We start from the raw sequence: 25,970 nt of genomic DNA, 5'->3' as shown, positions 1-25,970 counted from the left end.
AATGAGAATGTTGGGTACAGAACAATCGTATGTGTTACAAGTGAGAGATTTACATGTACAGGTAAAAACAAAAACTGGTGCTACCACACTTGTTGAGAATATCAATTTTGAACTGAAGCGTGGGGAGGTACTGGGTCTTGTTGGGGAAAGTGGATGCGGTAAAACCGTTACGAGTATGTCCATTCTTCAGCTTCTCAATCGGAAAACGACAACGATTGAAGGCAGTATCGTATTAAAAGGACGCGAATTGAACGGTTTAGGAGAGAAAGAAATGCGTATGATTCGTGGTAAGGATATCGCTTTTATTATGCAAAATCCGATGAATGCATTTACGCCTGTTTTTACAATTGGCCACCAATTTATTGAAACCATTCGATCGCATACACAATGGAATAAAAAACAAGCAAAAGAGCTTGCCATTGAGGCGATGCATCATGTGAACTTACCAGATCCTGTTAAACTATTAAAATACTTTCCTTCTCAATTGAGTGGTGGTATGCTTCAACGGGTGATGATTGCTATTGCAGCTTGCTTACATCCAGCCGTCATTATTGCCGATGAACCCACAACTGCTCTTGATGTAAATAATCAAAAGAAAGTGCTGTACCACTTAGATAAAATTCGTTCTGAATATGGTTCAGCCATATTATTAATATCCCATGATCTCGGTGTCATTTCTGAAATGGCTGATGAAGTTGCCGTTATGCAAAATGGTCGAATAGTAGAAAAAGCGGGTGTATTCCAACTATTTGATGAGCCACAACATGAGTATACAAAAAAACTTTTAAATGCACGGTCAATAGTACATTTTGATAAACCTGTCATCCATTTGGCGTGACCTAGGCATTTATAAGGGGTGAAAAAATGAGTTTATTACAAGTAAATGAAGTAACCCATAGCTATGGATCTCCAACGTTTTTTAACTGGAAAGATCGTTCTAAAAAAATACTTTCCGACATTTCTCTCTCTATTGAGGAAGGAACCTGTTTAGGTTTGCTTGGTACGAGCGGAGCTGGAAAAAGTACCTTAGGAAGAGTGATTCTGGGTCTGGAACGGCCGCAATGTGGACAGGTTCTGTTTCAAGGGCATGATATTTATAACGCAGATAAGCATAGTCGTCAAAAAATTCGTCGTGATCTTCAAGCTGTATTTCAGGACTCATACTCATCGGTTAACCCTCGAATGACGGCTGAACGAATTATTACAGAGCCGCTAGAAAACTATGAAAAGCTAACAATAGCTGAGCAAAAACGAACCGTTATTGATTTATTAGAAAGGGTAGGGCTAAGTGAAGAGGACTTAAAAAAATACCCTAATCAATTTAGCGGTGGGCAATTGCAAAGAATCAATATTGCAAGAGCTATCTCACTCAAGCCAAAGCTGATTGTCTTAGACGAATCTGTCAGTAGTCTAGATATGGTGAATCAAACCCTTATTTTAGAATTACTCAAGGAGTTAAAAGCAGATTTCGGGTTATCATTTCTCTTTATTACCCATGATATTAAAGCTGCCTATACGATTAGTGATAGATTAGGTGTACTAGAAAAAGGAAAATTGGTCGAGCTTTATGATGAAAAATCACAGTTTTTTACTTCAGAACATCCTGTAGTAAATGAGATGAGAGATTCCATGCTGGCTGAGCACCCACGTTTTCGTTCGGTTAGACGTGCTTAATTTAAACAGTATATACACTTTTCGAATGCCTCGATTTCATTTGCATAATCGGGGCTATTGTTCTATTTGAATGGATAGGAGGAGGAAATTCCTAATGAATCATCGTGCGTACCTCACCTTGGCGATTCCCCTAACGATCTCGACGATGACAACGCCCTTGTTAGGTGCTGTAGACACAGCCGTTGTAGGGCAGCTTCCCGATGCGGCATATATTGGAGGAGTTGCTGTCGGGACTCTTATTTTTAATACTTTGTATTGGGTATTCGGTTTTTTACGGGTGAGTACATCTGCTTTTGCCGCACAAGCGAATGGAGCAAGCGATCAAGCCCAAGGAATACTTGCTTTATCGCGTCCATTTTTATTAGCTATTGTGGTTGGGGTGTGTTTTATTCTCTTACAATGGCCGATTGAATATGTAGCTTTGATATTGTTTTCAAATGATTCTGATGTCAGTCAGTTTGCAGCTGAATATTTTCGAATTAGAATTTGGGGAGCACCCTTTACATTGCTGAACTATGTTATCCTTGGCTGGCTAATGGGGATGGCAAAGATTAAAGAATCTTTATGCTTACAGGTGTTAATGAATGTTTTGAATATGATTTTGGCCATTCTTTTTGTCCATGTCTTTTCTTTTGCTGTAAAAGGGGTCGCTGCTGCCGCTTTGATTGCTGAAGTGACTGCCTTTTTATTAGGGATGGTCATTGTGAAGAAGGCATCTCCGTTTGAATGGAGGTTACCATCCTTTCATGAAGTTATAGATACACAGTCTATGAAAAAGATGTTTAACGTTAATAAGGATTTGTTTATTCGAACGATTTGTTTATTAGTTGTTTTTAATATGTTTACAGCAAAGGGTGCTTCGTTTGGAACAAACTTTTTAGCGGCCAATGCTGTTCTTTTTCAAATCCATTATATAATGGCTTATTTCTTTGAGGGGTTTGCTAACGCTACGAGTATTCTCGTCGGCAAAGCGGTAGGAGCAAACGACAAGGATTTATATAAACAAACACTTACTTTATCAAAACAATGGTCGGTGATTATGGCTTTTGTGATAGCTTGTATATATGGATTATTTCAAAAACAAATTATTGCGCTTTTTACCAATCTACCAAGTGTAATCGAACTTTCAACTACATATGGAACATGGCTTATTCTTTACCCGTTTGCAGCGTGTTTTGGCCTTGTCATTTATGGTGCCTTCACAGGTGCAACTGAAATTGCTCCCGTTCGAAACTCTATGATTTACGCAATGATCGTCTATATCCTTATACAAATTACGGCAACACCTATCTGGCATAATCATGGCCTATGGCTGGCTTTTATTCTATACACGTTTGGGCGTTCTGGATTCTTGATCATGTATACTCCTAGATTAAATAAAAGATTATTATCTATAAACAAAGGAATCTGAAAATTACAGCTACTTTTGAAATGAATCATTTGTCATGTAACAAGGAGGAATAAAAAATAGCCAGGTATACAAATGAAATATCTATTGAGGAAGGATCAATTCTTAACATTTCTTTAAATACATTAACCTAAGAAAGAAATCGCCTTCGCACAAAAATAGCTAGAAAATCACTCGAAAATGCAAAAAACGCCTTCAAAAATGAAATTTGAAGGCGTTTTTTGACATTTACGCTCAAAAAATGCCCTCAAATTTGAAAATTGGCGATTCGCTTTACCCTGCCAATCTCGATATCGTAGAAGTGCAAAGGATGCGGGCTTTCACCTAAAAAAACGGACAATCATTCCCTTGAAATCATAATATTTTATTTCACCTTGACTATAAGTCTATTGGGGGTATAATAATATGCATTGAGGTAGTTAAGAATCATATGGACAATAACATGATTAGCAATGACCTAAAAGTATAGCAAGCCTATAGTTACGCCGGTGTGGCGGAATTGGCAGACGCGCACGACTCAAAATCGTGTTCCGTGAGGAGTATCGGTTCGACCCCGATCACCGGTATCAATTTGTATACGAAAGAAAAACGAGAATGCTCGTCATATCAACGTTTAAGCGTTCCTGCTAAGGTAGGGACGCTTTTTTCGTTGCCCTAAAAACCGTCTACGAATAAGTTCAAATCTGACGCACCTGTTTCACACGAGGATAAGGGTTGGGTTTATGAACATATAAAAACGCCTTATAAGCGATATAGGGCGTTTGATTAGTTTTGTTAGCTTCTATAGTTTCTTAGTTTTACAACCAGCGCTGTGGGTATTGTCTTGTTTGAAACAAGTTATTATAGATGATTGATATAATAATTAATAGGAAAGTACCCATTACAACCGAAATAAGGAATCCCCATCCTGCTTGGGAGTTAACAGCCACAAAAGCACTAGCAGCTGCAGGAGGGTGAAGCGTTTTGGTAAGGATCATTAAAATTAGTACGATAGCTAATACTAGGCCAATAGTGAATAGACTCTTACCTAATATACTCCAAGTGATAAGTGCTATAGTGGTAGAAAATAAATGTCCTCCAAAAACGTGGCGAGGTTGAGACAGTTGACCTTTATGAGCACAAAATACAAGCAGACAACTTGCACCAAGAGGACCCAAGGTCATGGGATATCCTAAATTAACCGCTACTAAACCAATGATGATTATAGCAATGAGTCCACCTGTAGCTGAAATAAGAGAATCAATATAATCAATTCTGTCATCTTTTGTAGCTTCGCCCCTCATTTTCTTTAAATATGCTGTTAAACCTATAATTAGTTGATTACTCCAACTTTTCTCCCAACTTTTTTCAGGATTCATAACTTTTTTCCTCTGGCTTTCAAACTAAATTTGGCAAGGGTTTTGTCAGAGCTTTTGCCATAAAAGTTATTTTATACGAAAACTATGAATATTTAAAGAAAAATATATATTCGAATTTTTCGATTACGACCGTTTTTTATCCGCTTCTCATTCTACATACTCTATACAACATCAGTTAATATTACCGCTGGGTTGGCAGCGATCCTATTATTTTCCGATATTCTTAATTTTCTATAAGTTAGGACAGGAGGAATGTCACTAAATGTAAAAAACTGAAGAATTAATAGTTTAACTTTTTAAAGTATAGGACTTTGAAAGATTTTGGATGTTTTTGAAAGATTCTGAATGAAAGTGATTGATTTTTGTTAATCTCTTCGATAGAATTTAATTATAGAAATTGAAGTGATTTCTCTGGAAGAATAAGTTTAATGGAAAGCTTTAAAAGGGAGATGCTGTTTTTAGGGTCTAAAAACTGTGCAAACATAGGGAATTTTAAAAAAAACAGATACTTGATGAATCTATTGTTATCGAGATTTAGGCGTTGAAGACATTTGTTTATGAATACATATGTGAAATTAGGATAGTTAATATCTAGAAAAATACTTTAAAAACAATCAAAAACAATCAAAAACATTCAACGAAAAAGGGCAATACCTATATATAACAAATTTTAAAGGTATGAGATTGATTTCAAACACCGTCACTTTTAAGGTCATTTCTTAGCTACTGAAATTTTCTAAAATGACTCAATAAGAAAAACAATAATGAAGGTTGTGAAATGATGATTTATACGTGCACATTAAATCCATCTGTCGATTACGTCGTACATGTACAAGATTTTCAATTAGGTGAATTAAATCGAATGTCATTAGATGTAAAATATCCAGGTGGGAAAGGTATTAACGTTTCCCGGGTTTTAAAACGTGCGGGAGTTGAAAGTAAAGCCCTTGGGTTTATTGGTGGATTTACAGGTTCATATGTCGAAGAATTTTTAAATGAAGAGGGCATTTCCACAAATTTTATTCATGTAAATGGTGATTCCCGTATTAATATCAAATTGAAAACAGATGAAACAGAAACAGAGATTAACGGGCAAGGCCCTGAGGTTAGCAATGACCAAGTCAGGCAGCTTATCAAACAAGTAGAAAGCTTACAAAATGACGATGTTCTTGTACTAGCTGGAAGCATTCCAAGCTCGCTGCCTAGTGATTTTTATTCAAAGCTTACAAAAATCGCAAAAAAGCAAGGGGCAAAAGTGGTGGTGGATGCAAGCGGCAAAGTACTTCTTGATATCGTTGAACAAGGGCCTTTTTTCATTAAACCGAATCATCATGAACTCGGTGAGTTGTTTGACGTTACGATTAAGACACCAGAAGAGGCGATTCCTTACGGTCAAAGATTGCTTGAATTAGGTGCTGAAAATGTGGCCATTTCTATGGCTGGAAAAGGGGCGCTCCTGATTACGAAGGAAGCGATCTATCAAGCATCTGTTCCAAAAGGAACCGTAAAAAATTCAGTTGGTGCCGGGGACTCACTTGTGGCTGGTTATCTAGCGGATTATTTACAAAAAGGGGATGTTGTGGAAGCGTTTCGAACGGGTGTTGCTACTGGAAGTGCGACTGCGTTCTCATTAGAGCTATGTACGCAGGAAGATGTGGAGCGTCTTATTCCGAAGGTTGAAATCAAAAAAATTAGATTGGGAGTAGTTCTAGCATGAAAATTACAGACTTATTAAAAAAAGATACGATTATCCTTGATTTGCAGAGTACCTCAAAAGTTGATGTAATTGAAGAACTTGTAGGAAAGCTAGAAGCCGCAGGCCGTTTAGAAAGCCGTGAAAATTATAAGGAAGCGATTTTAAAACGGGAATCTCAAAGTACAACTGGAATTGGTGAAGGAATTGCAATACCACATGCGAAAACAAGTGCAGTCAAAACACCAGCAATTGCATTTGGGCGTGCAGTTAACGGAATTGATTATGAATCACTTGACGGTCAGCCAGCACGTTTATTCTTTATGATTGCTGCTAGTGACGGGGCAAATAATACCCACTTAGAGACACTTTCTCGTTTATCAATGTTATTGATGGATGCAGATTTCCGTCAAGTGTTGCTTAAAGCAGATTCCATTGATTTTGTCCTTAAGGCGATTGATGCAAAGGAGCGTGAAGGGGAAGAAGAGGATGAAGTTGTGGAAGATAGCAACGAGAATCTCATCCTTGCTGTTACTGCTTGTCCTACAGGAATCGCCCATACATACATGGCAGCTGATAGTTTAAAAGCAAAAGCAAAAGAAATGAATGTCAACTTGAAGGTTGAAACAAATGGTTCCAGCGGAATAAAGGGAAAGTTAACAGCAGAAGAAATTGAAAGCGCAGTCGCGATTATCGTTGCAGCAGATAAACAAGTAGAAATAGACCGTTTCAAGGGTAAACATGTCATTCAAGTACCGGTAGCACATGGGATTCGCCGCCCTCAAGAACTAATTGAACAGGCATTGAAACAAGATGCACCTGTTTATAAAGTTGGCGGTGGTTCCGCATCGAGAGAGGAAGTAAAAACAGACTCAACAGAACGCCGCGGCTTTTATAAACATTTAATGAACGGTGTATCCAACATGCTGCCATTCGTTGTTGCTGGTGGGATTTTAATTGCCATTTCATTTATTTTTGGGGTCCATGCGTCAGATCCAAACTCCCCATCTTATAATCCAATTGCCGCGACCTTAAAGACTATTGGAAGTAAATATGTATTTTCGTTAATGATTCCTGTATTAGCTGGTTTTATTGCTATGAGTATTGCGGATCGCCCTGGTTTTGTTGCTGGTATGGTAGGCGGTTTAATGGCATCATTGGGCGGGGCAGGATTTTTAGGAGGTATAATTGCTGGTTTTCTTGGAGGATATATTGTCGTTGGCTTAAAAAAAGCGCTTATTCGTCTGCCGCACTCATTAGATGGTATTAAGCCAGTTTTATTATACCCGTTATTTGGTGTATTACTGACAAGTCTTATCATGATGTATATCATTATTAATCCTGTAAAAGCGTTTAATGATGGATTAACAACATGGTTACAAGGATTAGGGTCAACAAATTTGTTATTTTTAGGTTTAATTCTTGGTGGGATGATGGCGATCGATATGGGAGGACCAATTAATAAAGCAGCACTCACATTCGGAATTGCGATGATTGATGCAGGTAACTATGCTCCCCATGCAGCAATTATGGCGGGTGGTATGGTTTCACCATTAGGCCTTGCGTTTGCAACGACATTTTTTCGTAACAAATTTACAGAACAAGAACGTGAAGCAGGAAAAACGAGCTATATTATGGGGTTATCCTTTATTACTGAAGGTGCGATACCATTTGCGGTAGCAGACCCAGCCCGTGTCATTCCAGCATGTGTAATCGGTTCAGCGATAGCGGGTGCCTTAACAATGTTATTTAAAATTGGCTTGCCTGCCCCGCACGGTGGAGTGTTTGTCATTCCAATTGTCATAGGTAATCCATTTCTTTATGCATTGGCCATTTTAATTGGATCAATTGTAACTGCGCTCATAGTTGGTTTCTTGAAACCTATCAAAATAGAAAACAATATTGAAGGTGAAAGGGCCGCATAAAGTGAGGATTGACTGGTCCTTTGACAGTAAGGCATTTAAAACTTGGGCGTCTTGTAGTTATGTATGATCAATAGTTATTTCATATTTTGGAGATCTGTTTGTGTAGACCAATGGCATGAGGAATATGGTTTTACAGTTGGAAATATTGTTCCTAGATACAAAAAGAAAGCCAATAAACCTAGTTAAGTTTTTACAATATAGGGGGAGTATTAAATGACTGAGCAAATTTTTACAATAATTGATGAAGCGGGGATTCACGCACGTCCAGCAACTGTTCTAGTTCAAGCTGCAACTAAATTTAAATCGGATGTAAACCTTGAGTATAAAGGGAGACGGGTAAACTTAGAGTCAATTTTGGGAGTTTTGTCATTAGGTGTCGTTAAAGGTGCCCAAATAAAAATTTCTGCTTCTGGCTCAGATGAGAATGATGTGTTATCGGAATTAACTGAGACATTAAAAAACCATAAATTAATTGATTAATGACTTGCACATTGAAAATTGAATAAGCAACAAAAATAGAGGATGATTCCAAAGTTTATGTTAATGATTTTTATGGATGAAAGAGCTTTGTAATAAATGTGAATTGGACGATATTTAATGATGAAATCTGTTTTTTAATAATACTATTATGTTTTTTTTATAATAAGAGTCTGAAAATTATACCTATTCAATCATATTGGTATTCACCTACTTAAAGGAGGATTTATTATGTCGATAAACGTATTATCTTTAAAAGCTTACAATTTTTATATAAATGGGGAGTGGAGAGAAAGTAAGTCTGGTGAAACTATTAAAATCACTTCACCTTATCTTTATGAAGTTATTGGAAAAGTACAGGCGGTTACGATAGAAGAGATAGATAAGGCAATTAATTTTGCTCATGAGGCACAAAAAATTTGGGCAGAAACTTCCCTTCAAAAACGAGCAAAGTTTTTGTATAAATGGGCAGATGAATTAGTGAACATGCAAGATGAAATTGCTGAAATCATTATGAAAGAAGTAGGAAAAAGTTTGAAAGATGCAAAGAATGAAGTCGTACGTACTGCGGATTTCATTCGTTATACGGTCGAAGAAGCAATGCATATGCATGGTGAAAGTATGAAGGGAGATAGCTTCCCAGGCGGATCTAAATCTAAGATTGCTATTGTTGAACGTGTTCCACTAGGAGTAATACTAGCAATCCCTCCGTTTAACTATCCCGTAAATTTAGCTGCTGCTAAATTAGCACCGGCACTCATTTCAGGTAATGCAGTTATCTTTAAACCAGCTACACAAGGAGCTATTAGTGGTATTAAAATGATTGAGGCTCTTCACAAAGCAAACTTTCAAAAAGGTCTTGTCAATATCGTGACAGGTCGTGGTTCTGTCATTGGTGATTACTTAGTTGAGCATAAAGGTATTAATATGATCTCCTTTACAGGCGGGACAAATACTGGTATTAGTTTAGCGAAAAAAGCAGGAATGATTCCACTTGTACTTGAGCTTGGCGGGAAAGACCCTGGTATTGTGCGTGAAGACGCTGATTTACACGAGGCGGCGAAACATATTATCAGCGGTGCGTTTTCTTATTCCGGTCAACGTTGCACAGCTATTAAACGTGTATTAGTGCATGAAAGTGTAGCAGACGAGATAGTATCCATTTTAAAAGAAGAAATCGAAAAATTAGCTGTAGGTTCTCCGGAAGAAGGCAACACAGTTGTCCCGTTAATTGATGATCAATCCGCTGACTTTGTTCAAGGATTAATTGAGGATGCCATTGAAAAAGGTGCAACTCTTGTAACAGGAAATAAGCGTGAACGCAATTTAATTTACCCTACTCTTCTTGATTATGTGACAGAAGGCATGGCCGTAGCTTGGGAGGAACCGTTCGGACCTGTGCTGCCAATAATCCGTGTATCCTCTGATGAAGAAGCGATCAATATTGCGAATGAATCTGAATTTGGTTTACAGGCAAGTGTCTTTACCAAAGATATTAATAAAGCATTTGCGATTGCGAATAAAATTGAAACAGGCTCAGTTCAAATAAACGGACGTACCGAACGCGGCCCGGATCATTTCCCATTTATTGGTGTAAAAGGATCTGGTATGGGAGCGCAAGGTATCCGTAAGAGTATTGAATCGATGACGCGTGAAAAAGTAACTGTATTAAACCTTGCTGAGTAATCTCAAAAGTAATTTTATTCTCTCAAAAGAGGGGTCCCAATTAGTCCCCTCTTTGTTACATTTCCTTTTAAAGATACTGAAGCCTTGACATAATTTCACTTAGGGTAACGAAGTTCTGAAGAAAAACAAGACACAGACAACCAAGGCCATCCCAATCATTTATAAAGGCAATTTTAACACAATTAATTTTAGTTTAGTTAGTCATGGACTTCTCATTACATTGTAGAACTAGCCACACCTTAGAAGTAGGATTCTCTTATTGTGTTTTTTTGTAGTTAGTTCGTAATTAGTATACCTAATTTCATACCTTACTACTTAAAAGGGTGGTACAAATTTTTATAAAAAAACAAAATATCAAATGTATAATTGTTATAATTTATTCTGCAATGTATTTAATACACTAGTCCAAGTAATACTGCAATAGGCCATTTCTTATCGCAACATGGCTTGAATTATGATAAGCGGAAAAGGAATATTTGAAATGTCATTTTCAGGTATATCAAATCTTTTTTTTTCGTATTTATAATGACACTGATATTATGAAGACAAACAAAAGGCAGGTCGCATTGAATTGAACATAGGCCTCCTAACTCGACGCCCTCTGATTATCTATGGGAGAAGAAAGGCATTGTGCCTTTCCTGAAAGTCGATCGATGCTGTCCAAATCCATCCACAAAATTTATGAAGCATCGATCAATAAAGGACAACCGAAAACGACCACGAGCTTGATTAAGAGCTTGCGGTCGTTTTTCGTATGAGTGGAACAAATTATTAACAATTAAAATGGGCTAAAAGAGAGTGGAAATAATCTTGAGCAGAAGTAAAAGAATTAAAAGTGACTATTTTTCTTGATACATACGATATTTTGTGGTGCAGAAGAATGCTCATCACTCAGTATTGATGGAACTTTAAGTCCAAGAAATGCCAGTAGGACAGTAAAAAGAAATCTTCGAGTAAAATATCTTGCTAATTATCTCTAGCTTGAGAAAATACAATCTGAGATAAATATCAGGCAACATAAAGGATAGTTTTAAATAAACATATTAGTAATGAAAAAATAACCGCCCAGCATCAGAATTGCGGATCTTGTCTCAATATTAGTTAGAAAAGGAGGGATTGTTTGATGGTATGGACTATTTTTATCTTTCTATTGATTGTGTTTATTGTAGGACCGATTGCCTTGCTTTTGTGGTTAAATTTTTTAGCAAAGAAACCACAGCATTCGATTATCAGAGCACACCCTTATTTGGGATGGATGCGCTACTTGTTAGAAAAGATTGGCCCGGAATTCAGGCAATATTGGTTTGATGATGACAATAGTGGCAAACCATTTTCACGAACAGATTTTTTAGGGATTGTTTTTTCTGCCAAATATCGAAGTGACCTTTTAAGCTTCGGTTCCAAACGTGACTTTGATAAGCCTGGTTATTATATTGCGAATGGTTTGTTTCCCCTATTAAATGAAGAATTAAGGGTTGACAATCAAGGAAAAGTCCATTCCATGAAATATAAAATTGATCATGAAGGATTGTTTACTCGTCACGAACAGCTTGAAAAGGACCAAACAACACGTTGGCTTTACCATGAGGAAGATGCCATAATCGTTGGCGGTGATCGGAAATTTCCATGGAGACTTCGCGGTCCATTTGGTGCCTCTGCCACATCTTACGGAGCAGTCGGCGAAAACTATATACTTTCAACAGGTCATGGCAGCCGTTTGGCAGGCGGTTCATGGATTAATACGGGGGAGGGCGGAGTTGCACCAGAGCATTTAGAAAGTGGTGTAGATGTGGTCGCTCAAATTGGCCCTGGTTTATTTGGTTTTCGCGATGAAGAGGGGAATTTTTCTATTGATGAATTTAAGTTTAAAGCCCAGGAGCCGAATATAAAAGCATTTGAGCTTAAATTCGGTCAAGGAGCAAAAATCCGTGGCGGACATCTGGAGGGGTCAAAGGTTACAACGAAGGTAGCAAACATTCGTAAAGTTCCAGTGGGGAAAACCATTAATTCACCAAATCGCTTTCCATTTTTGCATAATGTGCTCGAAACATTGCAGTTTATCAAAATGCTGCAAGATGAAGGTGGAAAACCTGTCGGAATCAAAATTGTCGTTGGATATCCATCCAGCTTGGATAAATTTTTCGAGGCCATGAATAATCTTAGGATTTATCCGGACTTTATTACGGTTGATGGCGGAGAAGGTGGAACAGGCGCCACTTACAAATCAATGGCAGATACAATGGGGCTTCCTTTATATCCTGCTTTAATTGCGGTTGTTGATAAGGCCTATCAGTTTGGTCTACGAAATAAGCTGAAAATTTTTGCTTCAGGAAAGTTAATTTCAGCCGATAAAATTGCTATTGCCCTTGCGATCGGTGCAGATGCCGTGAACTCTGCGCGAGGATTTATGATTGCTAACGGCTGTATAATGGCTCTTCAATGCCATACTGGTAAATGCCCTACGGGCGTAACGACCACCGATCCAAAATATCAAGAAGCACTTGTGCTAAAGGAAAAGAAATGGAGAGTCATGAACTACATCATTAATGTACGTCAAGGTTTGTTTGCCTTAGCTGCGGCTTGTGGCATTGATAGCCCCCGTAAATTCACTCGTGATCACATTGTATTTAAAGATGTCGATGGAAAAATAAAAAGGTTATCAGAACTGTTTCCAATTCCTGATTCTTCGGATGAATTATAAAAAGAACTTTATAGTTTAAAAGAAAATGAACGGGATGAGTTAACCCTGTATTTATATTATCTGTTGATGGAAAAACAATAGAGGTTTATCAAAAGGTGACAAAAATATTTGGATACCTCCAAGAGGACCTGCAAGATAAGTATTTCAAAGCTATTTTTGTTCCCCTACAGATAGAAGGATGTCCATGAATTTAGAATTATATTGAAGGAGATTCTGTCATTTGGTTTCTCGAAAATTGCGAGTTATCAACTACTGACCTGCGTAGGTCCCTCGTACAAATGAAATTAGCTGGGTGGTTTGAGAATTGTAATGGCATTATGTTTGGTAGAAGTTTAGCTAATACGCCTGTTCAAAAATATACAGCTGAGGATATTTATAAAGAGCTTTCAGAAGAGCTTCAAATTCCTATTTTATACGATATTGATTGCGGTCATGTTCCACCGCAAATTACTTTCATAAATGGAGCATACGCTGAAGTTGAATCAGATAATGGTCAAGGTACTGTGTTACAAACTTTTAAATATAATTGTGCTAGATATTAAATAACTATTGTTAAGCTACCCGGGGCGATTGCTAAACAAGAGCAGTCGCTTCTGGTGGTAACGGGCAGTTTAATTTAAGTGTATTTCTTCACAATATTAAGAAAAAAAGTATTCTTTCTTAAGTTAATTAAGTGCCTATTCTATTGAATGATTATTTATTATTGCGAAAAAAACAGCCATGTTCATATCTGGCTGTTGAACTTCCCCACTTTAATTGTTTTTTTGTAGTAATTATAATATTCTCTCTACTAATTCTCCCAACTGTTCTGCCATAACACGAGGTGGGTGAGGCATTCCTTCCTTTAGCCACCATTCCACTATTTCAACGTAAGCTGCTGCAACAAATCGAAGAATGATATCTTTATTTAATCCTTTATTTTTTCCTTCCGATGTATCAACTTCATCTTTCAACAACTCAACGGAAAACTCAAGGTATCGAGATCGAAAATACGGGGCTCCACCGCCGACCATCATAGTTGAAAAGAATAAATAATTACTTTGGAAATATTCAAAAATGATCTGTCCTGCAGTATTGATATCTGTTTCAGACAATGAAACGAACATTTCTTTTAGGTTGTTAATATGTTCTTCAATCAGTTTATCCAAAAGATCAAATTTATCTAAGTAATGAAGATAAACAGTCCTTCTATTAACATTTGCCAGGTCGGAAATATCCTGTATGGTCATTTTATCAAAACCTTTTTCATTCAGTAGTTCAATAAATGCTTTTTTAATTGCTTCTTGTGATTTAAGAACTCTTCTATCCACTTTTGTCATAAATATGTCCTCCGGAATAATTCACAATTTCTTTTAATGTGTGTATTAATGCACGAAATGCATGAAATTGGTCATAGGGTTCATTCTTTTTTTATTATATTATACACATGTGAGTAATAAACCATCAATATGAATTTAAAAGAGCTTTGGGAGGAATATATATGCAAAAAGTAATTCTAAACAACGGTGTTGAGATACCTATACTTGGATTTGGTGTTTTCCAAATTAACGATGCAAAAGAATGTGAACAATGCGTCTACGACGCTCTAATGGAGGGCTATCGCCTGATTGATACAGCTGCTGCTTATCAAAATGAAGAAGCTGTCGGCAGAGCCATTAAACGAAGTGGTGTACCGAGAGAAGAGATTTTTGTTACGACAAAACTCTGGATTCAGGATGCAGGCTATGAAAGTACCAAGAAGGCATTTGAAAAATCATTGCAAAGACTTCAACTCGATTATTTGGATCTGTATTTAATCCATCAGCCGTATGGTGATGTTTATGGATCTTGGCGTGCGATGGAGGAATTTTACGCGCAAGGAAAAATCAGGGCAATTGGAGTCAGCAACTTTCAGCCAGACCGACTGTTAGATCTCATGGTGAATAATAAAGTCGTACCTGCAGTAAATCAGGTGGAAGTTCATCCTTTCTTTCAACAAACGGAAAGCGCTGAATTTATGAAAGAAAATAATGTCCAGATAGAATCTTGGGGACCTCTTGCCGAAGGCAAAAATAACATCTTCCAAAATGAAGTATTACTATCAGTTGCCAAAAAATACAACAAATCCGTAGCGCAAGTCATCTTGAGATGGTTGACACAAAGAGGAGTTGTTGCCATTCCAAAGTCTGTACGTAAAGAAAGAATCATCGAAAACTTCAATATCTTTGATTTTGAATTGAGCGAAGAGGATATGAATATGATTGCTTCATTAGAAACGAAAAAAAGCTTATTCCATAGTGTTGGCGATGTTGAACGAGTAAAGATGTTAAACAACATTAAATTTAATATTTAATATGGGCGGGATAATATGACAAACAGAAAAAATCAAGTATGGTTTATAACCGGAGCTAACAAAGGGCTGGGTGCTGCAATCGCTAAGGAAGCTTTGGATAATGGTTATAAAGTGGTTGCGACTGCGCGAAAAACAGGAGGAATGAGAGAAACTCTTGGCGACTCTCCAAATTTGTTAATAACAAACCTTGATATTACGAGTGAAGAACAAGTGCAATCTGCTGTTAACGATGCCTTGGAGAAGTTCGGTCGTATTGATGTATTGGTCAACAACGCGGGTTAAGGTCAACTAGGATATTTTGAAGAAACGTCTGAAGAATTGATTCGACAACAGATGGAAACCAATATATTCGGGACAATGAAACTCAACAATATGTACGTTTCGTCCTACGGTAAAGAGCCGGGTGAACCAGTAAAACTTGCTAAGGCACTGATGAGAGCAGTGAATGATTCCAATCCTCCTTTTCGCCTATTAGTTGGTAAGGGCATGGTTGGGCTGTCGAACAGTTTTATAATGCACGTATTTACGAATACGATGCTTGGCGTGAAATTTCTGACAACACCAATTTTGAATAAATAAAGTACCTTGATAATTACACAATAAATTGTCATGAAGAAAATTAGGAGGAAGAAAAATGACACAAAATCACAAATCATTGGAAGAAAGAATTAACGAATTAGAGAACGTAAGAGCTCTTAGAGAACTTGTTGATAATTTTTCCATACTGGCAGATAAGAAAGAAGTTTGGAAACAAACAGAGCTTTTTACAAAAGATGCGACTGTGGATTCATATGTAAACGGTGAGTTAACTTCAAGTTTCAAAGGGACCCAAGATATAGGAAATGCTTTTGAAGGTTTCTTGGCAAATTTTGAAACGGTTTATCACATCAATGGTCAACATGTGGTGTCGATAAACGGGGATAAAGCTGAAGGAACTCTCTATTGTCGGGTAGACCTTATTAGTAATGAAAATGGAAAAAAGATAAACAATACATCGGCAGTATCTTATAAAGATGGGTATGTTTATGAAAACGGAAAATGGTTGATCGCTAAAAGAACATCAAATTTTGTTTGGAATGATAGAAAAGAATTAAATCAATAATTGCTTATTTTGAGTAAATTCCAAGATGGGTTATCCAATTAATGGATTGACCCATTTATGGTTTTATAGGTTGGATGATGTTCAAAAGGAGGTTGCAAGTACAAAAATGAGTGAAAACAAACAAAAAATCCTAGCAGTTTTTAATCGGATTAATGATGCAATGGTTAATAAAGATATTGAAACATTGAACAATATCCTTGGTGAGGATTTTGTATCAATACACATGACTGGTTACCGGCAGAGTAAACAAGAATGGCTTGAACAAATAGAAAATGAAGAAATGAAATACTTCAAAACTATGCCGCAAAAAACAACAATCACAATAGATGGTAATACCGCTATTCTCATTTGTGATACAAAAATTGATGCTAGAATTTATGGATTTAGAAACACTTGGAGTATGAAAACGGAAATGCATTTTGACAAAAGCGGAGACAATTGGTATCCAGTTAATTCTATAGCAACAAGTAATTGAAAAGGAGTTGTAAATAAGTGAATACGAATAAACATCAGGTTCAATTTGCACTTTTATTAGCAGTCTTTTGTGCGTTAGGACCATTTACAGTTGATATGTATCTTTCATCATTTCCCGAAATTATGAGTTTTTTTGACACAAACGCATCCATGGTTCAAGCGAGCTTAACGTCTGCTCTTTTAGGATTAAGCTTAGGTCAGATCATAATAGGTCCTTTAAGTGATGTTCACGGCAGACGAAAGCCTTTGTTATTTTCAATGATTCTGTTTTTCATTTCTTCTGTCGGTTGTACCATTTCACCCAATGTGGAAGTATTTATTGTTTTGCGTTTTATACAAGGATTTTCAGCTTCTGCTGGACTTGTTATAGCTCGTGCTATTATTCGTGATATGTATGATGGTGTTGAATTAACAAAGTTTTTTGCACTTCTTACGACGATTACAAGTGTTACCCCATTACTTTCTCCACTTGCAGGAAGTGCGGTCATTTCTTTCACTTCATGGGTAGGAGTATTTGCCTTTACGGGGATTGTTGGAATTTACTTGACCATCATGACAGTTTGGAAAGTGAAAGAAACATTACCAACAGAGAATCGTGTCTCAAGTGATTTTAAAGAATTATTAAATAACTATAAAACCTTGCTTCAAAATAGAAAATTTATGGGGTACGGTCTTGATCCGGTGTTTTATTTGGAGGCTGTTTTGCTTACATTTCAGGAAGCCCTTTTATTTACCAAAACATTTATGGTGTATCTCCTCAAATGTTTTCAATTCTATTTGCTTTGAATGGAATTAGTTTAATGCTAGGAGCTCAAGTAGTAAAAAGATTAGCGGAAAGAACAACTCCACATAAGATTTTTCTGATTGGATTGTTATCTTCTTTTATTTCAAGTATTGCGGTACTTATTGTCGTTCTTTCTCATGGACCGTTAGCTGCACTCGTTATTTCACTTTTCTTATCCAATGTAGCACTGGGTATTGTTGGACCTATATCATTTACTTTAGCAATAGAATCACAAGGGCACATAGCAGGTAGTGCCTCTGCATTGTTAGGCATTCTACCCTTTTTATTAGGCTCCATAACTTCTCCGCTTGTTGGTATGGAGGGTGAATATTCTGCTATTCCATTAGGAGTGATTATTTTTGCAACCAGTTTGTTGGCTGTTTTCTTCAATTTAGTCCTAATTAAAAACCCTAAAACTGCGTCTGTTTCTGAAGAAATCAACTTAGATTAATTCAGATATTAATTGTTCGATGCAAATGAATTGATGCTGCCCAATTATTATATTGGGCAGCTTGATGATTACTTACAATATTATGAAAAGGAGTTTTGAATTTGACCAATGTTTTAATTCTTGGAGCAAACGGGTCAATAGCTCGTGTTGCCATTGATTTATTCTTAAAAGAAACTGATGTACAATTAACTCTTTATTTGCGCAATTCATCCAGAATAAAAAATATGGATCCGCGTCGTGTAAAGGTAATCGAAGGAGATGTTCTGGACTTTGAAAAACTAAAAGAAGCCATGGTTGGGCAAGATGTTGTTTATGCCAATTTAGCTGGCTCTCTTGAGCGGATGGCAAAAAACATTGTAGAAGTAATGAATGCAGCTGGGGTAAAGCGTATAATTTGGATCAGTTCAATGGGAATTTATGACGAAGTTCCAGGTCAGAGGTATAGTAGTTTATTAGACCCTTATCGAAACTCGGCTGAAATAATTGAAGCCTCAGAACTCGATTATACGATTCTAAGACCCGGATGGTTTACCAATAAAGATGAAATTGATTATGAGATAACTCAGAAAGGCGAACCATTTAAAGGTCATGATATATCCCGAAAAAGTCTTGCAGACCTAATTGTTAAATTAACACTAACGCCTGGATTGGAAGTTCGACACAGCTTAGGGGTAAGCAAACCCAATTCATAAAATATGAAATCCGACTATCAATAGCCGTTTTCTTATAGGAAAACGGCTGATTTAGTAATGGTTTGCAAACATACGTACTAAAATTGGAGGTCTAACAGACACTAAAGAAGCGGTCTGTTGAAAAACATTAAAAGTAGATGAGCCTATGTAAATGTAAGGAGGATATACAATGAAAGAAGTTATTCTTTGGACCGGAGCTGGACAAATCGGCATGGCGATAGCAAGAAGAATCGGCTTTGGTATGAAAATTATTGTTGGTGATAAGAACCTAGAAAATGCCAAGGCTATTGCAAAAATTATGGAAGAAGCCGGATTTGATGTGGTGCCTGTCGAAACGGACATTTCTTCCAGAGAATCTATTTTAAAATTGATTGCAGAAGGTCAGAAATACGGCGAAATCACTACTCTTATCAATGCAGCCGGTGTGTCACCTAGTCAGGCACCTATTGAAATGATTTTGGGGTGGATTTGTATGGAACCGCAGTATTGCTGGAGGAAGTAGGTAAGGTCATAGCTCCTGGAGGCGTTGGTGTAACAATTTCCAGTCAGTCTGGACATAGAATGCCTCAATTGGGGATTGAAATTGACGAACAGCTGGCAACGACACCAACTGAAGAACTCCTTAGTTTAGAAGTCATTCGACCAGAAAACATCAAGGACACGTTGCACGCTTATCAAATGGCGAAACGTTGCAATGTGAAACGGGTTATGTTCGAATCTATACGTTGGGGAGAAAAAAACGCCCGTATCAATTCCATTTCTCCAGGAATTATCGTAACGCCATTGGCAATAGACGAATTCAATGGTCCAAGAGGAGAGTTCTATAAGAATATGTTTGCAAAGTGCCCTGCCGGACGACCAGGAACAGCCGATGAGGTTGCAAATGTGGCTGAGCTGCTGATGATGCCACAGGGAGCTTTCATCACCGGGTCTGATTTCTTAATTGACGGTGGAGCGACTGCTGCTTATTTTTACGGACCACTTAAACCAGCAGAACAATGAAAGGAATCTCAAAATGCTGTCTCAATTAGAAATGAGGCAGTATTTTTTTGATGCTTAGTTAATCATTTTGTATTTTTAGATGTAAAAACTTTATAACTCAGAAAAATGGCGTTTCAAAACTGTTGTCAGTCCACACGCGGATTCCATTGAAATTTATATGATATAAAACTCATAACGGAACGATTTACTAGTGCTGTGAGGGTTTTTTTGGTAAATTGAAATGTTAGCTATAGTTGTGAAGAATTTCACTTAAACTAAAGAGGCAGGTTAGTTGAAGAAATATATACGAATTTCCCAATAATAATTTATAATTATTTTAAAGTTATTGTCGGATTAAGGAGAAACCACAATGGGGTTAATAACTATATTAAAACTAATTAGTTTTTTGTTGTTTTTTATTTTTCTTGTTTTGGGCTTGTATGAAACCATTAAGGTGTATATGTACTTCAATAAAGAAATGAAAAAGAGAAAAGTGCTTAAAGAGGAATATAATCAGAAAGCTAAAAAGTTGTCATTATACTATCTTGTATTTGTCATAATAACAATTATTTCCAGTATATTAAAAAGCCTTTAGTACATCTCTCTTCTTCAACTAACGGGTGCGTTAGTTAAATAAGGGTACTCGTATATTAAAACACAAAGAAACCCGCCAATCACTTGGGAGATGACGAGGTTTTTTTTATTTACACGCAATCAAAAAATATTCGTTAATTTTATTCATCTTATCTGTAATTAACTATAATAAAAGTGCTGATAAAGCCAATACCTATAATAAAAGAAATAAACGGCAAATCAAGGTCAGATGACTTTTTAAATATAATGACCGCTAAAACAAACGAAAAAACGGTACCAATAAGTAAAATTCTATTTACCCACATAAGTAAGATACTATCTAACCACAGCAAAAAAATTTCTCCTTCTATTTTGATTATGATAATCCAATAAAAAAGTTAATCTCTAATTTGATCAGCGGATATTGCTTCCTCTAGAACTACAGTTATGGCTTAATAATTATATTATAAAAGCAATTTTTTAAGTTCTGATGAATTTTATGTAAACGTTTTTTTAAGTTTTACCCCTATTGTGAAGTAAAGATAATAATAACTCGTTGAAGAATAAGGGAGTTGATAGAGGCTTCTTCATACGTCTAAGTTATAGTCATTTTTGGTTATTGTACTAAAGAAGCAGGTTAGCTGAATAAGAGAAAAGTTATTAAGATGAATATTAAGGATCATTCTGGTAATATTTTATGTTCAATTTATTTCGAGAGGAAGGAGAAAATTAATGGTAGAGTATTTTTTTATGTTAATTTTGTCTGTAATTTTTATAATTTTAACGGCAGTTTATCTTTGGTTTATTTATAAAAAGAAGAAAAACGGAAAAATAGATCAAATACCCTTAAAGGAAACATTGTCAGCCTTATTTATTCTGTTGTTATCCATTTGTATATTCGCAATGTTTGTTCGAGATTTACCAGATGTATTATTTCATCATACAAAAAAATATGAAGGGAAATGTGAAATTGATATATATTCTGGGAGAGGTGCACGTTTAGAGGCTAATTTTGGAAAACATAGTATTAGGTTCGGTACTAATGATTATTATAAAGCTCAGGAAGGAGACTATTGTTGTAAAGTTGAATATTATCCTCATTCAGAAGAAGGATATTCATTAAAACTTTACCAATCAAAGAGCGGAAAGTTAGTAGAAACCAAATAGCCCTTTCTTCCGCAATTTACATTAGTAATATTTAATATGTGGGTCACCTTTTTTATTGGCTATGTTAAGATTGTGAAGTATTGTACTTAAAGTAACTGGTGCTTTACTTCAATAAAGAGTAAGGCTTTTTTCTTGTTCAACTAAAGGAGTAGTTTAGTGGAAGAGTCCTGTTTGATCTTTGATCAGCAATCGGGCCATATTGTTGAGGATTTAGTTTCGCATTAATAGTGGGCAACCGTATCATAAGTAAATGTGAGGTTTTTATATAAAAAAATATATATATCCAAGAAAAAAGCTCATTAGCCTAATCGGTAATGGGCTTTTTAGCTGGGAGGAAGCACTGAAGATTTTTTCTATGAATGAGTGATTGGTGCGATAGATATGTTATTCTCTAATATACTCAAAAGAGTAAATATGCGTTTTCGTTAGCTCAATCACTTCTTGGATAAATTCATCTTGGGTTTCTTTGAAATCATTTGTAATCCAATTCAGAAGCAGTCCGTAAAAGCCATAGGCTGTATAACGTTTAAAATAATCCATGTTGACTGGGATGTTGTTGATCGTTTCAAATATAAACTGTTCTTGATAAATTTTTAAGATGGTTTGAGGGAATCTAGTATGTAATTCTGGTAATGTGTCTTCGTATTTAATCAGCTCAAAAAAATTTCGGTGTCCATATATGTAGGAAATAATATTAAAGGAAGGTGCATTTAGCTTTGCTGAATATACTTTATGTCCAGGTACATAGGGTTTTCCTACTGAATCTTCTAACCCTTGAAGCATGGAGTCGAGTAAATCTTTAGCAAGTTCAATTTTATCTTGGTAATGAACATAAAAGGTACTACGATTATAAGCAGCATAGCTTACAATGTCTTTTATTGAAACAGAATGGTAACCTTTCTCCTTTATAAGTTCGATTAGTGCTAACTTTAAATGTTCTTTTGTACGATTTCTACGTTGCGATGTCATGCTTTGTTGATCATTCATCAAAAGAATCCTCCCGAAAATAGACAGTGTAGTTCTAAGTGTCTACTCATTAGACACTTAATGATATCTTAATGGTTGTTAAATATGAACAAAATAGTACAATTAAATTGTGAACAAAATAGCACAAAAGTTAGATTTATGTATCTTTTCTGGCTAAGGTGTGATATTAGCTTGAATTTATTATACGGGAGGAATCGATTATGGGAAAATTACAAGATAAAGTAGCCGTGATTACTGGTGGAGCATCCGGTATCGGTGCAGCAACAGCACGTTTATTCGTATCGGAAGGAGCCAAAGTGGTTCTTGTTGATTTAAATGAAGAAAAAGGGAAAGCATTTGAAGAAGAATTGAAATCTCTAAATGCCGAAGCTCTATTTGTAAAAGCAAATATTACTAGTGAAGAAGATGTAGCCGGTGTCTTTAAACAAGCAGTTGAAGCTTTTGGTAAAGTGGATGTTGTGTTCAACAATGCAGGTATCGGTCGTGTTCATTCTTCACATGATTTAGAGTACTCTGAGTGGCGGAACACCGTAAATGTTGATTTAGATGGTGTATTCTTAGTAGCACGGGAAGCAATCCGTGAAATGTTAAAAACGGGCGGCGGTACAATAGTGAATACAGCATCTATGTACGGCTGGGTTGGTTCACCTGGTTCAGCAGCCTATAACGCAGCAAAAGGCGGCGTGATTAACTTAACACGTTCACTTGCACTTGAATATGCAGAACAAAATATTCGTATTAATTCATTATGTCCTGGTTTCATTGATACCCCAATTATTCCAGAAGAAAGTAAACAAGCATTAGCTGCGATGACTCCGATGAAGCGTCTTGGCCAAGCAGAAGAAATGGCAAAAGCTGTACTATTCATGGCAAGTGACGATTCCTCATTCATGACTGGGAATAGCTTAACTGTTGATGGTGGCTATACAGCTCAATAATTGTATATGTAAAAAAAAGAATCTCGTTTCATCTTGCTCATCACCTTAATCGGTGGTGGGCTTTTCGTACAGGGTTCATAGTTAAGGTGAAAATCAAAGTGATAAGGAGGAGTAACACTGATATTGTAAAGAAGAACAAGAGCTAGTATTGATACGGAATTTGCATTCCCCGCAAACCGTGATGGAGTTCTACACCAGGAGCAAGAAAAAATAAAAAACTCATCTAAAGTCGATAGACACATGACTAACGCAAATGAAGACATTTTTTGAAGGTGGAAGATAAAAAGTAAAACTTTTTCATATCACTACAAAAGAGATTTGGTATTTAATATAAAAAGACGGGTGGATTCTTAGAAAATATTCCTCAATCGGGTGCTTATCTTGAAAAAGGTTTAAGCAATAATCTTCAACAATCGGGCGCTATTCTTTAATATGAAGGCGTCTTTTTGTAATGAGTTAGATTCTAGAACAATACATTTAAGGGATTGGATTATGTTAAAATGTATAAGAGATTGTGAAGGTTTCTACTTAAACTATAGGGTAGCTTGAGCTTAAGAAGGAGATGCTGCGGCATCCCTTTTTTGCTTGTTCCACTACCATGAAAATAAGTTTCTTTAAGATTAGAAAAATGACAGAAGACCCTGCTCAATCGTTAAAAAAAAGAGGAGAGCGATAATTAATAAGTCTATGGATTAGGGTTGACTGGATTAAGGTCAGTATCAGTATTGACACTTCCTAACCATTTTCATTCTCTGTGGTGAAGCGCCGATTTTTGCGCTTCATGAATGGCTAACGGGGCAGTTTAGTGGAAGAAGGAATGGCACATTTTGTGTTAAAAAATGGTGATAGCTGGTTTATACTATTATTCATCAACTTATAAAAAGAACGGGGATAAAGTTTATGGACATTCAAAAAGCCGAAAAGTTGATAAGATTTATTATTCTTATACTATCTTTAGCATTCGGTTTGCTGCTACAAAAAATAATATTTTTGATTATTGGTGCAATAATTTCAATTGTCGTAACCATATATTTCAGATATAAGATTAAAAAGGATTCCTCCAAAAAATGAAATTCACAAAAACAACCGGAAAATTTAGATTGTGAAGATTTGTACATAAACTTACGGAGCAGTAGTGGAAAAGGATTTATTAATTTATTTATGGAAGGGTGAAAGGAAACTTGAACAAAGATAAAAGAGTAATATATTTTAATGTAGGTTTAGGTACGATTGGGATAATCCTTGTTGGGTTAGGGGCTTTGAGGTATCAATTAATAAATGAAGATTTTGAAGGATATATAATTACATTTTTGGGCTTTCTATTAACAATTAGTTACACCAACTACTTAGAACAAAAAGCTGGAATAAGTAAAAAAGTAAAGAGGATTAAAGTAATTACCTCTATTATAATATTCATTATTTTTGCATACTTTCTATATTTCTAATTCCTTTTCTTATTCAACTACTGGTAGCGATACTTCATGAAGAAGGGTCGCCTTTTTTTCACTTGAAAGATTGTGAAATGTTGTACTTAAACTATCTGGCAGTTTAGTTCAACAAGAAAAAACAAAATTTATATCTAACCTAAAATAAAAAAGGATATTGACAAGATAAAAAATAAGTTATATTATTATCTCAGATTCAAGATAACTTAATTCGAGATTTATTTGGGAGGTGAAAATAATGGAGAGGAAATGCAATAATCTGCCCTTTCTGATATTAATGCAAACATCTAAAACAATTCATGATCGAATAAAGGAAGAAATGACAAAAAACAATCTTGGAATTACGGAATTTTCTGCTTTAGAGGTACTATATCAAAAAGGGAAGCAAACAATTCAACAAATTGGAAGTTGCATATTGGTCTCAAGTGGTTCGATGACCTATGTTATAGATAAGCTAGAACAAAGAGGTTTATTAAGACGAAATGCCTGTCCAGATGATCGCCGGGTGATACATGTGACATTAACTGATGATGGAAACGAATGGATGAACGACATCATGCCGAAATATCATAAGTTTGTTAATCAAATGTTTGACTCATTAGATTCTGATGAGGCAGAGACATTGGTGCGGCTTTTGAAAAAAGTAAAGAATAAAGTTTAACCTTTCTTTTTTTAATACATTATCTCGAATTCGAGATAAATAATATTTAGGGGGATTTAATATGATAAATATTGGATTATTAATCATTCGTTTGGTAATTGGTTTACTATTTGTGGGTCACGGTGCTCAAAAATTGTTTGGTTGGTTTGGTGGTTATGGTTTAAAAGGTACAGGAGGTTGGTTTGAATCCATTGGCATGAAACCCGGAGTAACCATGGCTCTTTTTGCAGGATTAGCAGAACTTATTGGGGGAATTTTGTTTGCATTAGGACTTTTAACCCCACTTGCAACAGTTTTGATCGCAGGAACCATGGTAATGGCTATCATAAAAGTGCATGCTCCAAATGGATTATGGGCAACAGCTAATGGATATGAATATAACCTGACATTGATTGCGGTTGTTATTGGTATTGCCTTAATAGGTCCTGGTCAATTAGCTTTAGATGCATTTTTATTCTAAT

Annotated in this window: 24 protein-coding genes, 1 tRNA gene and 2 pseudogenes; 24 read left to right on the top strand and 3 right to left on the bottom strand. The window is 36.1% G+C overall.

The features are described 5' to 3' along the window. Positions 1-10 precede the first annotated feature (10 nt). The 4 genes from nikD to ACSU6B_RS21365 all read left to right on the top strand — a co-directional run bounded on the left by nikD (position 11) and on the right by ACSU6B_RS21365 (position 3,648). Positions 11-838: a nickel import ATP-binding protein NikD gene (gene nikD / locus ACSU6B_RS21380; protein WP_410888394.1), complete on the top strand. Its 828-nt coding sequence runs from the start codon at positions 11-13 to the stop codon at positions 836-838. Between the two features lie 26 nt (positions 839-864). Next, positions 865-1,674, top strand: a complete 810-nt coding sequence (gene nikE / locus ACSU6B_RS21375) for a nickel import ATP-binding protein NikE (protein WP_410888363.1) — start codon at positions 865-867, stop codon at positions 1,672-1,674. A 94-nt stretch (positions 1,675-1,768) separates the two neighbouring features. After that, entirely contained in the window at positions 1,769-3,085 is a 1,317-nt protein-coding gene (locus tag ACSU6B_RS21370) for an MATE family efflux transporter (protein ID WP_410888362.1), read from the top strand. A 481-nt stretch (positions 3,086-3,566) separates the two neighbouring features. After that, positions 3,567-3,648 (top strand) — tRNA-Leu (locus ACSU6B_RS21365). A 231-nt stretch (positions 3,649-3,879) separates the two neighbouring features. On the opposite strand, the gene ACSU6B_RS21360 is transcribed toward ACSU6B_RS21365, so the two are convergent. Next, complete coding sequence (locus tag ACSU6B_RS21360; protein WP_410888361.1) at positions 3,880-4,440, bottom strand: HPP family protein; 561 nt, start codon at positions 4,438-4,440, stop codon at positions 3,880-3,882. A 781-nt stretch (positions 4,441-5,221) separates the two neighbouring features. Here ACSU6B_RS21360 and pfkB point away from each other — a divergent pair. The 6 genes and pseudogenes from pfkB to ACSU6B_RS21330 form a co-directional block, all read left to right on the top strand. Next, positions 5,222-6,157 carry a 1-phosphofructokinase gene (pfkB, locus tag ACSU6B_RS21355; protein ID WP_410888393.1) on the top strand — a complete coding sequence of 312 codons (936 nt, stop codon included), beginning with the start codon at positions 5,222-5,224 and terminating at the stop codon, positions 6,155-6,157. Beyond that, positions 6,154-8,058, top strand: coding sequence for a PTS fructose transporter subunit IIABC (locus ACSU6B_RS21350; protein WP_410888360.1), 1,905 nt, complete (start codon positions 6,154-6,156; stop codon positions 8,056-8,058). Before pfkB ends, ACSU6B_RS21350 begins: the two co-directional genes overlap by 4 nt. Positions 8,059-8,271: 213 nt before the next feature. Further along, the gene (locus tag ACSU6B_RS21345; RefSeq protein WP_168243898.1) at positions 8,272-8,538 is read left to right on the top strand and encodes a phosphocarrier protein HPr; all 267 of its coding nucleotides are present in this window, start codon (positions 8,272-8,274) and stop codon (positions 8,536-8,538) included. 228 nt (positions 8,539-8,766) lie between these two features. Further along, the gene (locus ACSU6B_RS21340; RefSeq protein WP_410888358.1) at positions 8,767-10,221 is read left to right on the top strand and encodes an NADP-dependent glyceraldehyde-3-phosphate dehydrogenase; all 1,455 of its coding nucleotides are present in this window, start codon (positions 8,767-8,769) and stop codon (positions 10,219-10,221) included. Positions 10,222-11,344: 1,123 nt separating this feature from the next. Continuing rightward, positions 11,345-12,922: a glutamate synthase-related protein gene (locus ACSU6B_RS21335; RefSeq protein ID WP_410888356.1), complete on the top strand. Its 1,578-nt coding sequence runs from the start codon at positions 11,345-11,347 to the stop codon at positions 12,920-12,922. A gap of 209 nt (positions 12,923-13,131) precedes the next feature. Continuing rightward, positions 13,132-13,464, top strand: a pseudogene (locus ACSU6B_RS21330) (LD-carboxypeptidase); the annotation flags it as partial. A gap of 231 nt (positions 13,465-13,695) precedes the next feature. Here the strand turns inward: ACSU6B_RS21330 and ACSU6B_RS21325 are convergent. After that, a complete protein-coding gene (locus ACSU6B_RS21325; RefSeq protein WP_410888354.1) occupies positions 13,696-14,241 on the bottom strand; it encodes a TetR/AcrR family transcriptional regulator in 546 nt (181 codons plus the stop codon). Between the two features lie 161 nt (positions 14,242-14,402). Here ACSU6B_RS21325 and ACSU6B_RS21320 point away from each other — a divergent pair, with 161 nt between their 5' ends. The 10 genes and pseudogenes from ACSU6B_RS21320 to ACSU6B_RS21275 all read left to right on the top strand — a co-directional run bounded on the left by ACSU6B_RS21320 (position 14,403) and on the right by ACSU6B_RS21275 (position 21,478). Further along, the gene (locus tag ACSU6B_RS21320; RefSeq protein WP_410888352.1) at positions 14,403-15,254 is read left to right on the top strand and encodes an aldo/keto reductase; all 852 of its coding nucleotides are present in this window, start codon (positions 14,403-14,405) and stop codon (positions 15,252-15,254) included. Positions 15,255-15,269: 15 nt separating this feature from the next. Then, positions 15,270-15,536: an SDR family NAD(P)-dependent oxidoreductase gene (locus ACSU6B_RS21315; protein WP_410888350.1), complete on the top strand. Its 267-nt coding sequence runs from the start codon at positions 15,270-15,272 to the stop codon at positions 15,534-15,536. Positions 15,537-15,587: 51 nt separating this feature from the next. Further along, positions 15,588-15,833: a hypothetical protein gene (locus ACSU6B_RS21310; RefSeq protein ID WP_410888348.1), complete on the top strand. Its 246-nt coding sequence runs from the start codon at positions 15,588-15,590 to the stop codon at positions 15,831-15,833. A gap of 55 nt (positions 15,834-15,888) precedes the next feature. Next, positions 15,889-16,356: a nuclear transport factor 2 family protein gene (locus tag ACSU6B_RS21305; protein WP_410888346.1), complete on the top strand. Its 468-nt coding sequence runs from the start codon at positions 15,889-15,891 to the stop codon at positions 16,354-16,356. Between the two features lie 25 nt (positions 16,357-16,381). Next, positions 16,382-16,831 carry a nuclear transport factor 2 family protein gene (locus ACSU6B_RS21300; RefSeq protein WP_410888344.1) on the top strand — a complete coding sequence of 150 codons (450 nt, stop codon included), beginning with the start codon at positions 16,382-16,384 and terminating at the stop codon, positions 16,829-16,831. Between the two features lie 95 nt (positions 16,832-16,926). Next, positions 16,927-18,065, top strand: a pseudogene (locus ACSU6B_RS21295) (multidrug effflux MFS transporter). A 101-nt stretch (positions 18,066-18,166) separates the two neighbouring features. Beyond that, the gene (locus ACSU6B_RS21290; RefSeq protein WP_410888342.1) at positions 18,167-18,757 is read left to right on the top strand and encodes an SDR family oxidoreductase; all 591 of its coding nucleotides are present in this window, start codon (positions 18,167-18,169) and stop codon (positions 18,755-18,757) included. 169 nt (positions 18,758-18,926) lie between these two features. Continuing rightward, on the top strand, positions 18,927-19,259 hold the full coding sequence (locus ACSU6B_RS21285) for an SDR family NAD(P)-dependent oxidoreductase (RefSeq protein ID WP_410888340.1): 333 nt from the start codon (positions 18,927-18,929) through the stop codon (positions 19,257-19,259). Then, entirely contained in the window at positions 19,226-19,759 is a 534-nt protein-coding gene (locus ACSU6B_RS21280; protein WP_410888338.1) for an SDR family oxidoreductase, read from the top strand. Before ACSU6B_RS21285 ends, ACSU6B_RS21280 begins: the two co-directional genes overlap by 34 nt. A 1,284-nt stretch (positions 19,760-21,043) precedes the next feature. Beyond that, on the top strand, positions 21,044-21,478 hold the full coding sequence (locus ACSU6B_RS21275; protein ID WP_410888336.1) for a hypothetical protein: 435 nt from the start codon (positions 21,044-21,046) through the stop codon (positions 21,476-21,478). A 384-nt stretch (positions 21,479-21,862) separates the two neighbouring features. On the opposite strand, the gene ACSU6B_RS21270 is transcribed toward ACSU6B_RS21275, so the two are convergent. Next, complete coding sequence (locus tag ACSU6B_RS21270; RefSeq protein ID WP_088087427.1) at positions 21,863-22,465, bottom strand: TetR/AcrR family transcriptional regulator; 603 nt, start codon at positions 22,463-22,465, stop codon at positions 21,863-21,865. A 200-nt stretch (positions 22,466-22,665) separates the two neighbouring features. Here ACSU6B_RS21270 and ACSU6B_RS21265 point away from each other — a divergent pair, with 200 nt between their 5' ends. The 4 genes from ACSU6B_RS21265 (at position 22,666) to ACSU6B_RS21250 (ending at position 25,969) form a co-directional block, all read left to right on the top strand. After that, the gene (locus ACSU6B_RS21265) at positions 22,666-23,403 is read left to right on the top strand and encodes an SDR family NAD(P)-dependent oxidoreductase (protein WP_088087428.1); all 738 of its coding nucleotides are present in this window, start codon (positions 22,666-22,668) and stop codon (positions 23,401-23,403) included. A 1,181-nt stretch (positions 23,404-24,584) separates the two neighbouring features. Next, positions 24,585-24,848, top strand: a complete 264-nt coding sequence (locus ACSU6B_RS21260; RefSeq protein WP_410888334.1) for a hypothetical protein — start codon at positions 24,585-24,587, stop codon at positions 24,846-24,848. A 238-nt stretch (positions 24,849-25,086) separates the two neighbouring features. Continuing rightward, positions 25,087-25,509 (top strand): MarR family winged helix-turn-helix transcriptional regulator, encoded by a 423-nt coding sequence (locus ACSU6B_RS21255; protein WP_410888332.1) that lies wholly within the window; start codon positions 25,087-25,089, stop codon positions 25,507-25,509. A gap of 61 nt (positions 25,510-25,570) precedes the next feature. Then, positions 25,571-25,969, top strand: coding sequence for a DoxX family protein (locus ACSU6B_RS21250; protein ID WP_410888330.1), 399 nt, complete (start codon positions 25,571-25,573; stop codon positions 25,967-25,969). Position 25,970: the final 1 nt, after the last annotated feature.

It is taken from the genome of Neobacillus sp. C211 (genome assembly GCF_051842875.1).
GTDB lineage: Bacteria > Bacillota > Bacilli > Bacillales > Cytobacillaceae > Neobacillus.
Note: the sequence above shows the minus strand (reverse complement) of the source record. Positions and strands in the feature narration are given on the sequence as shown.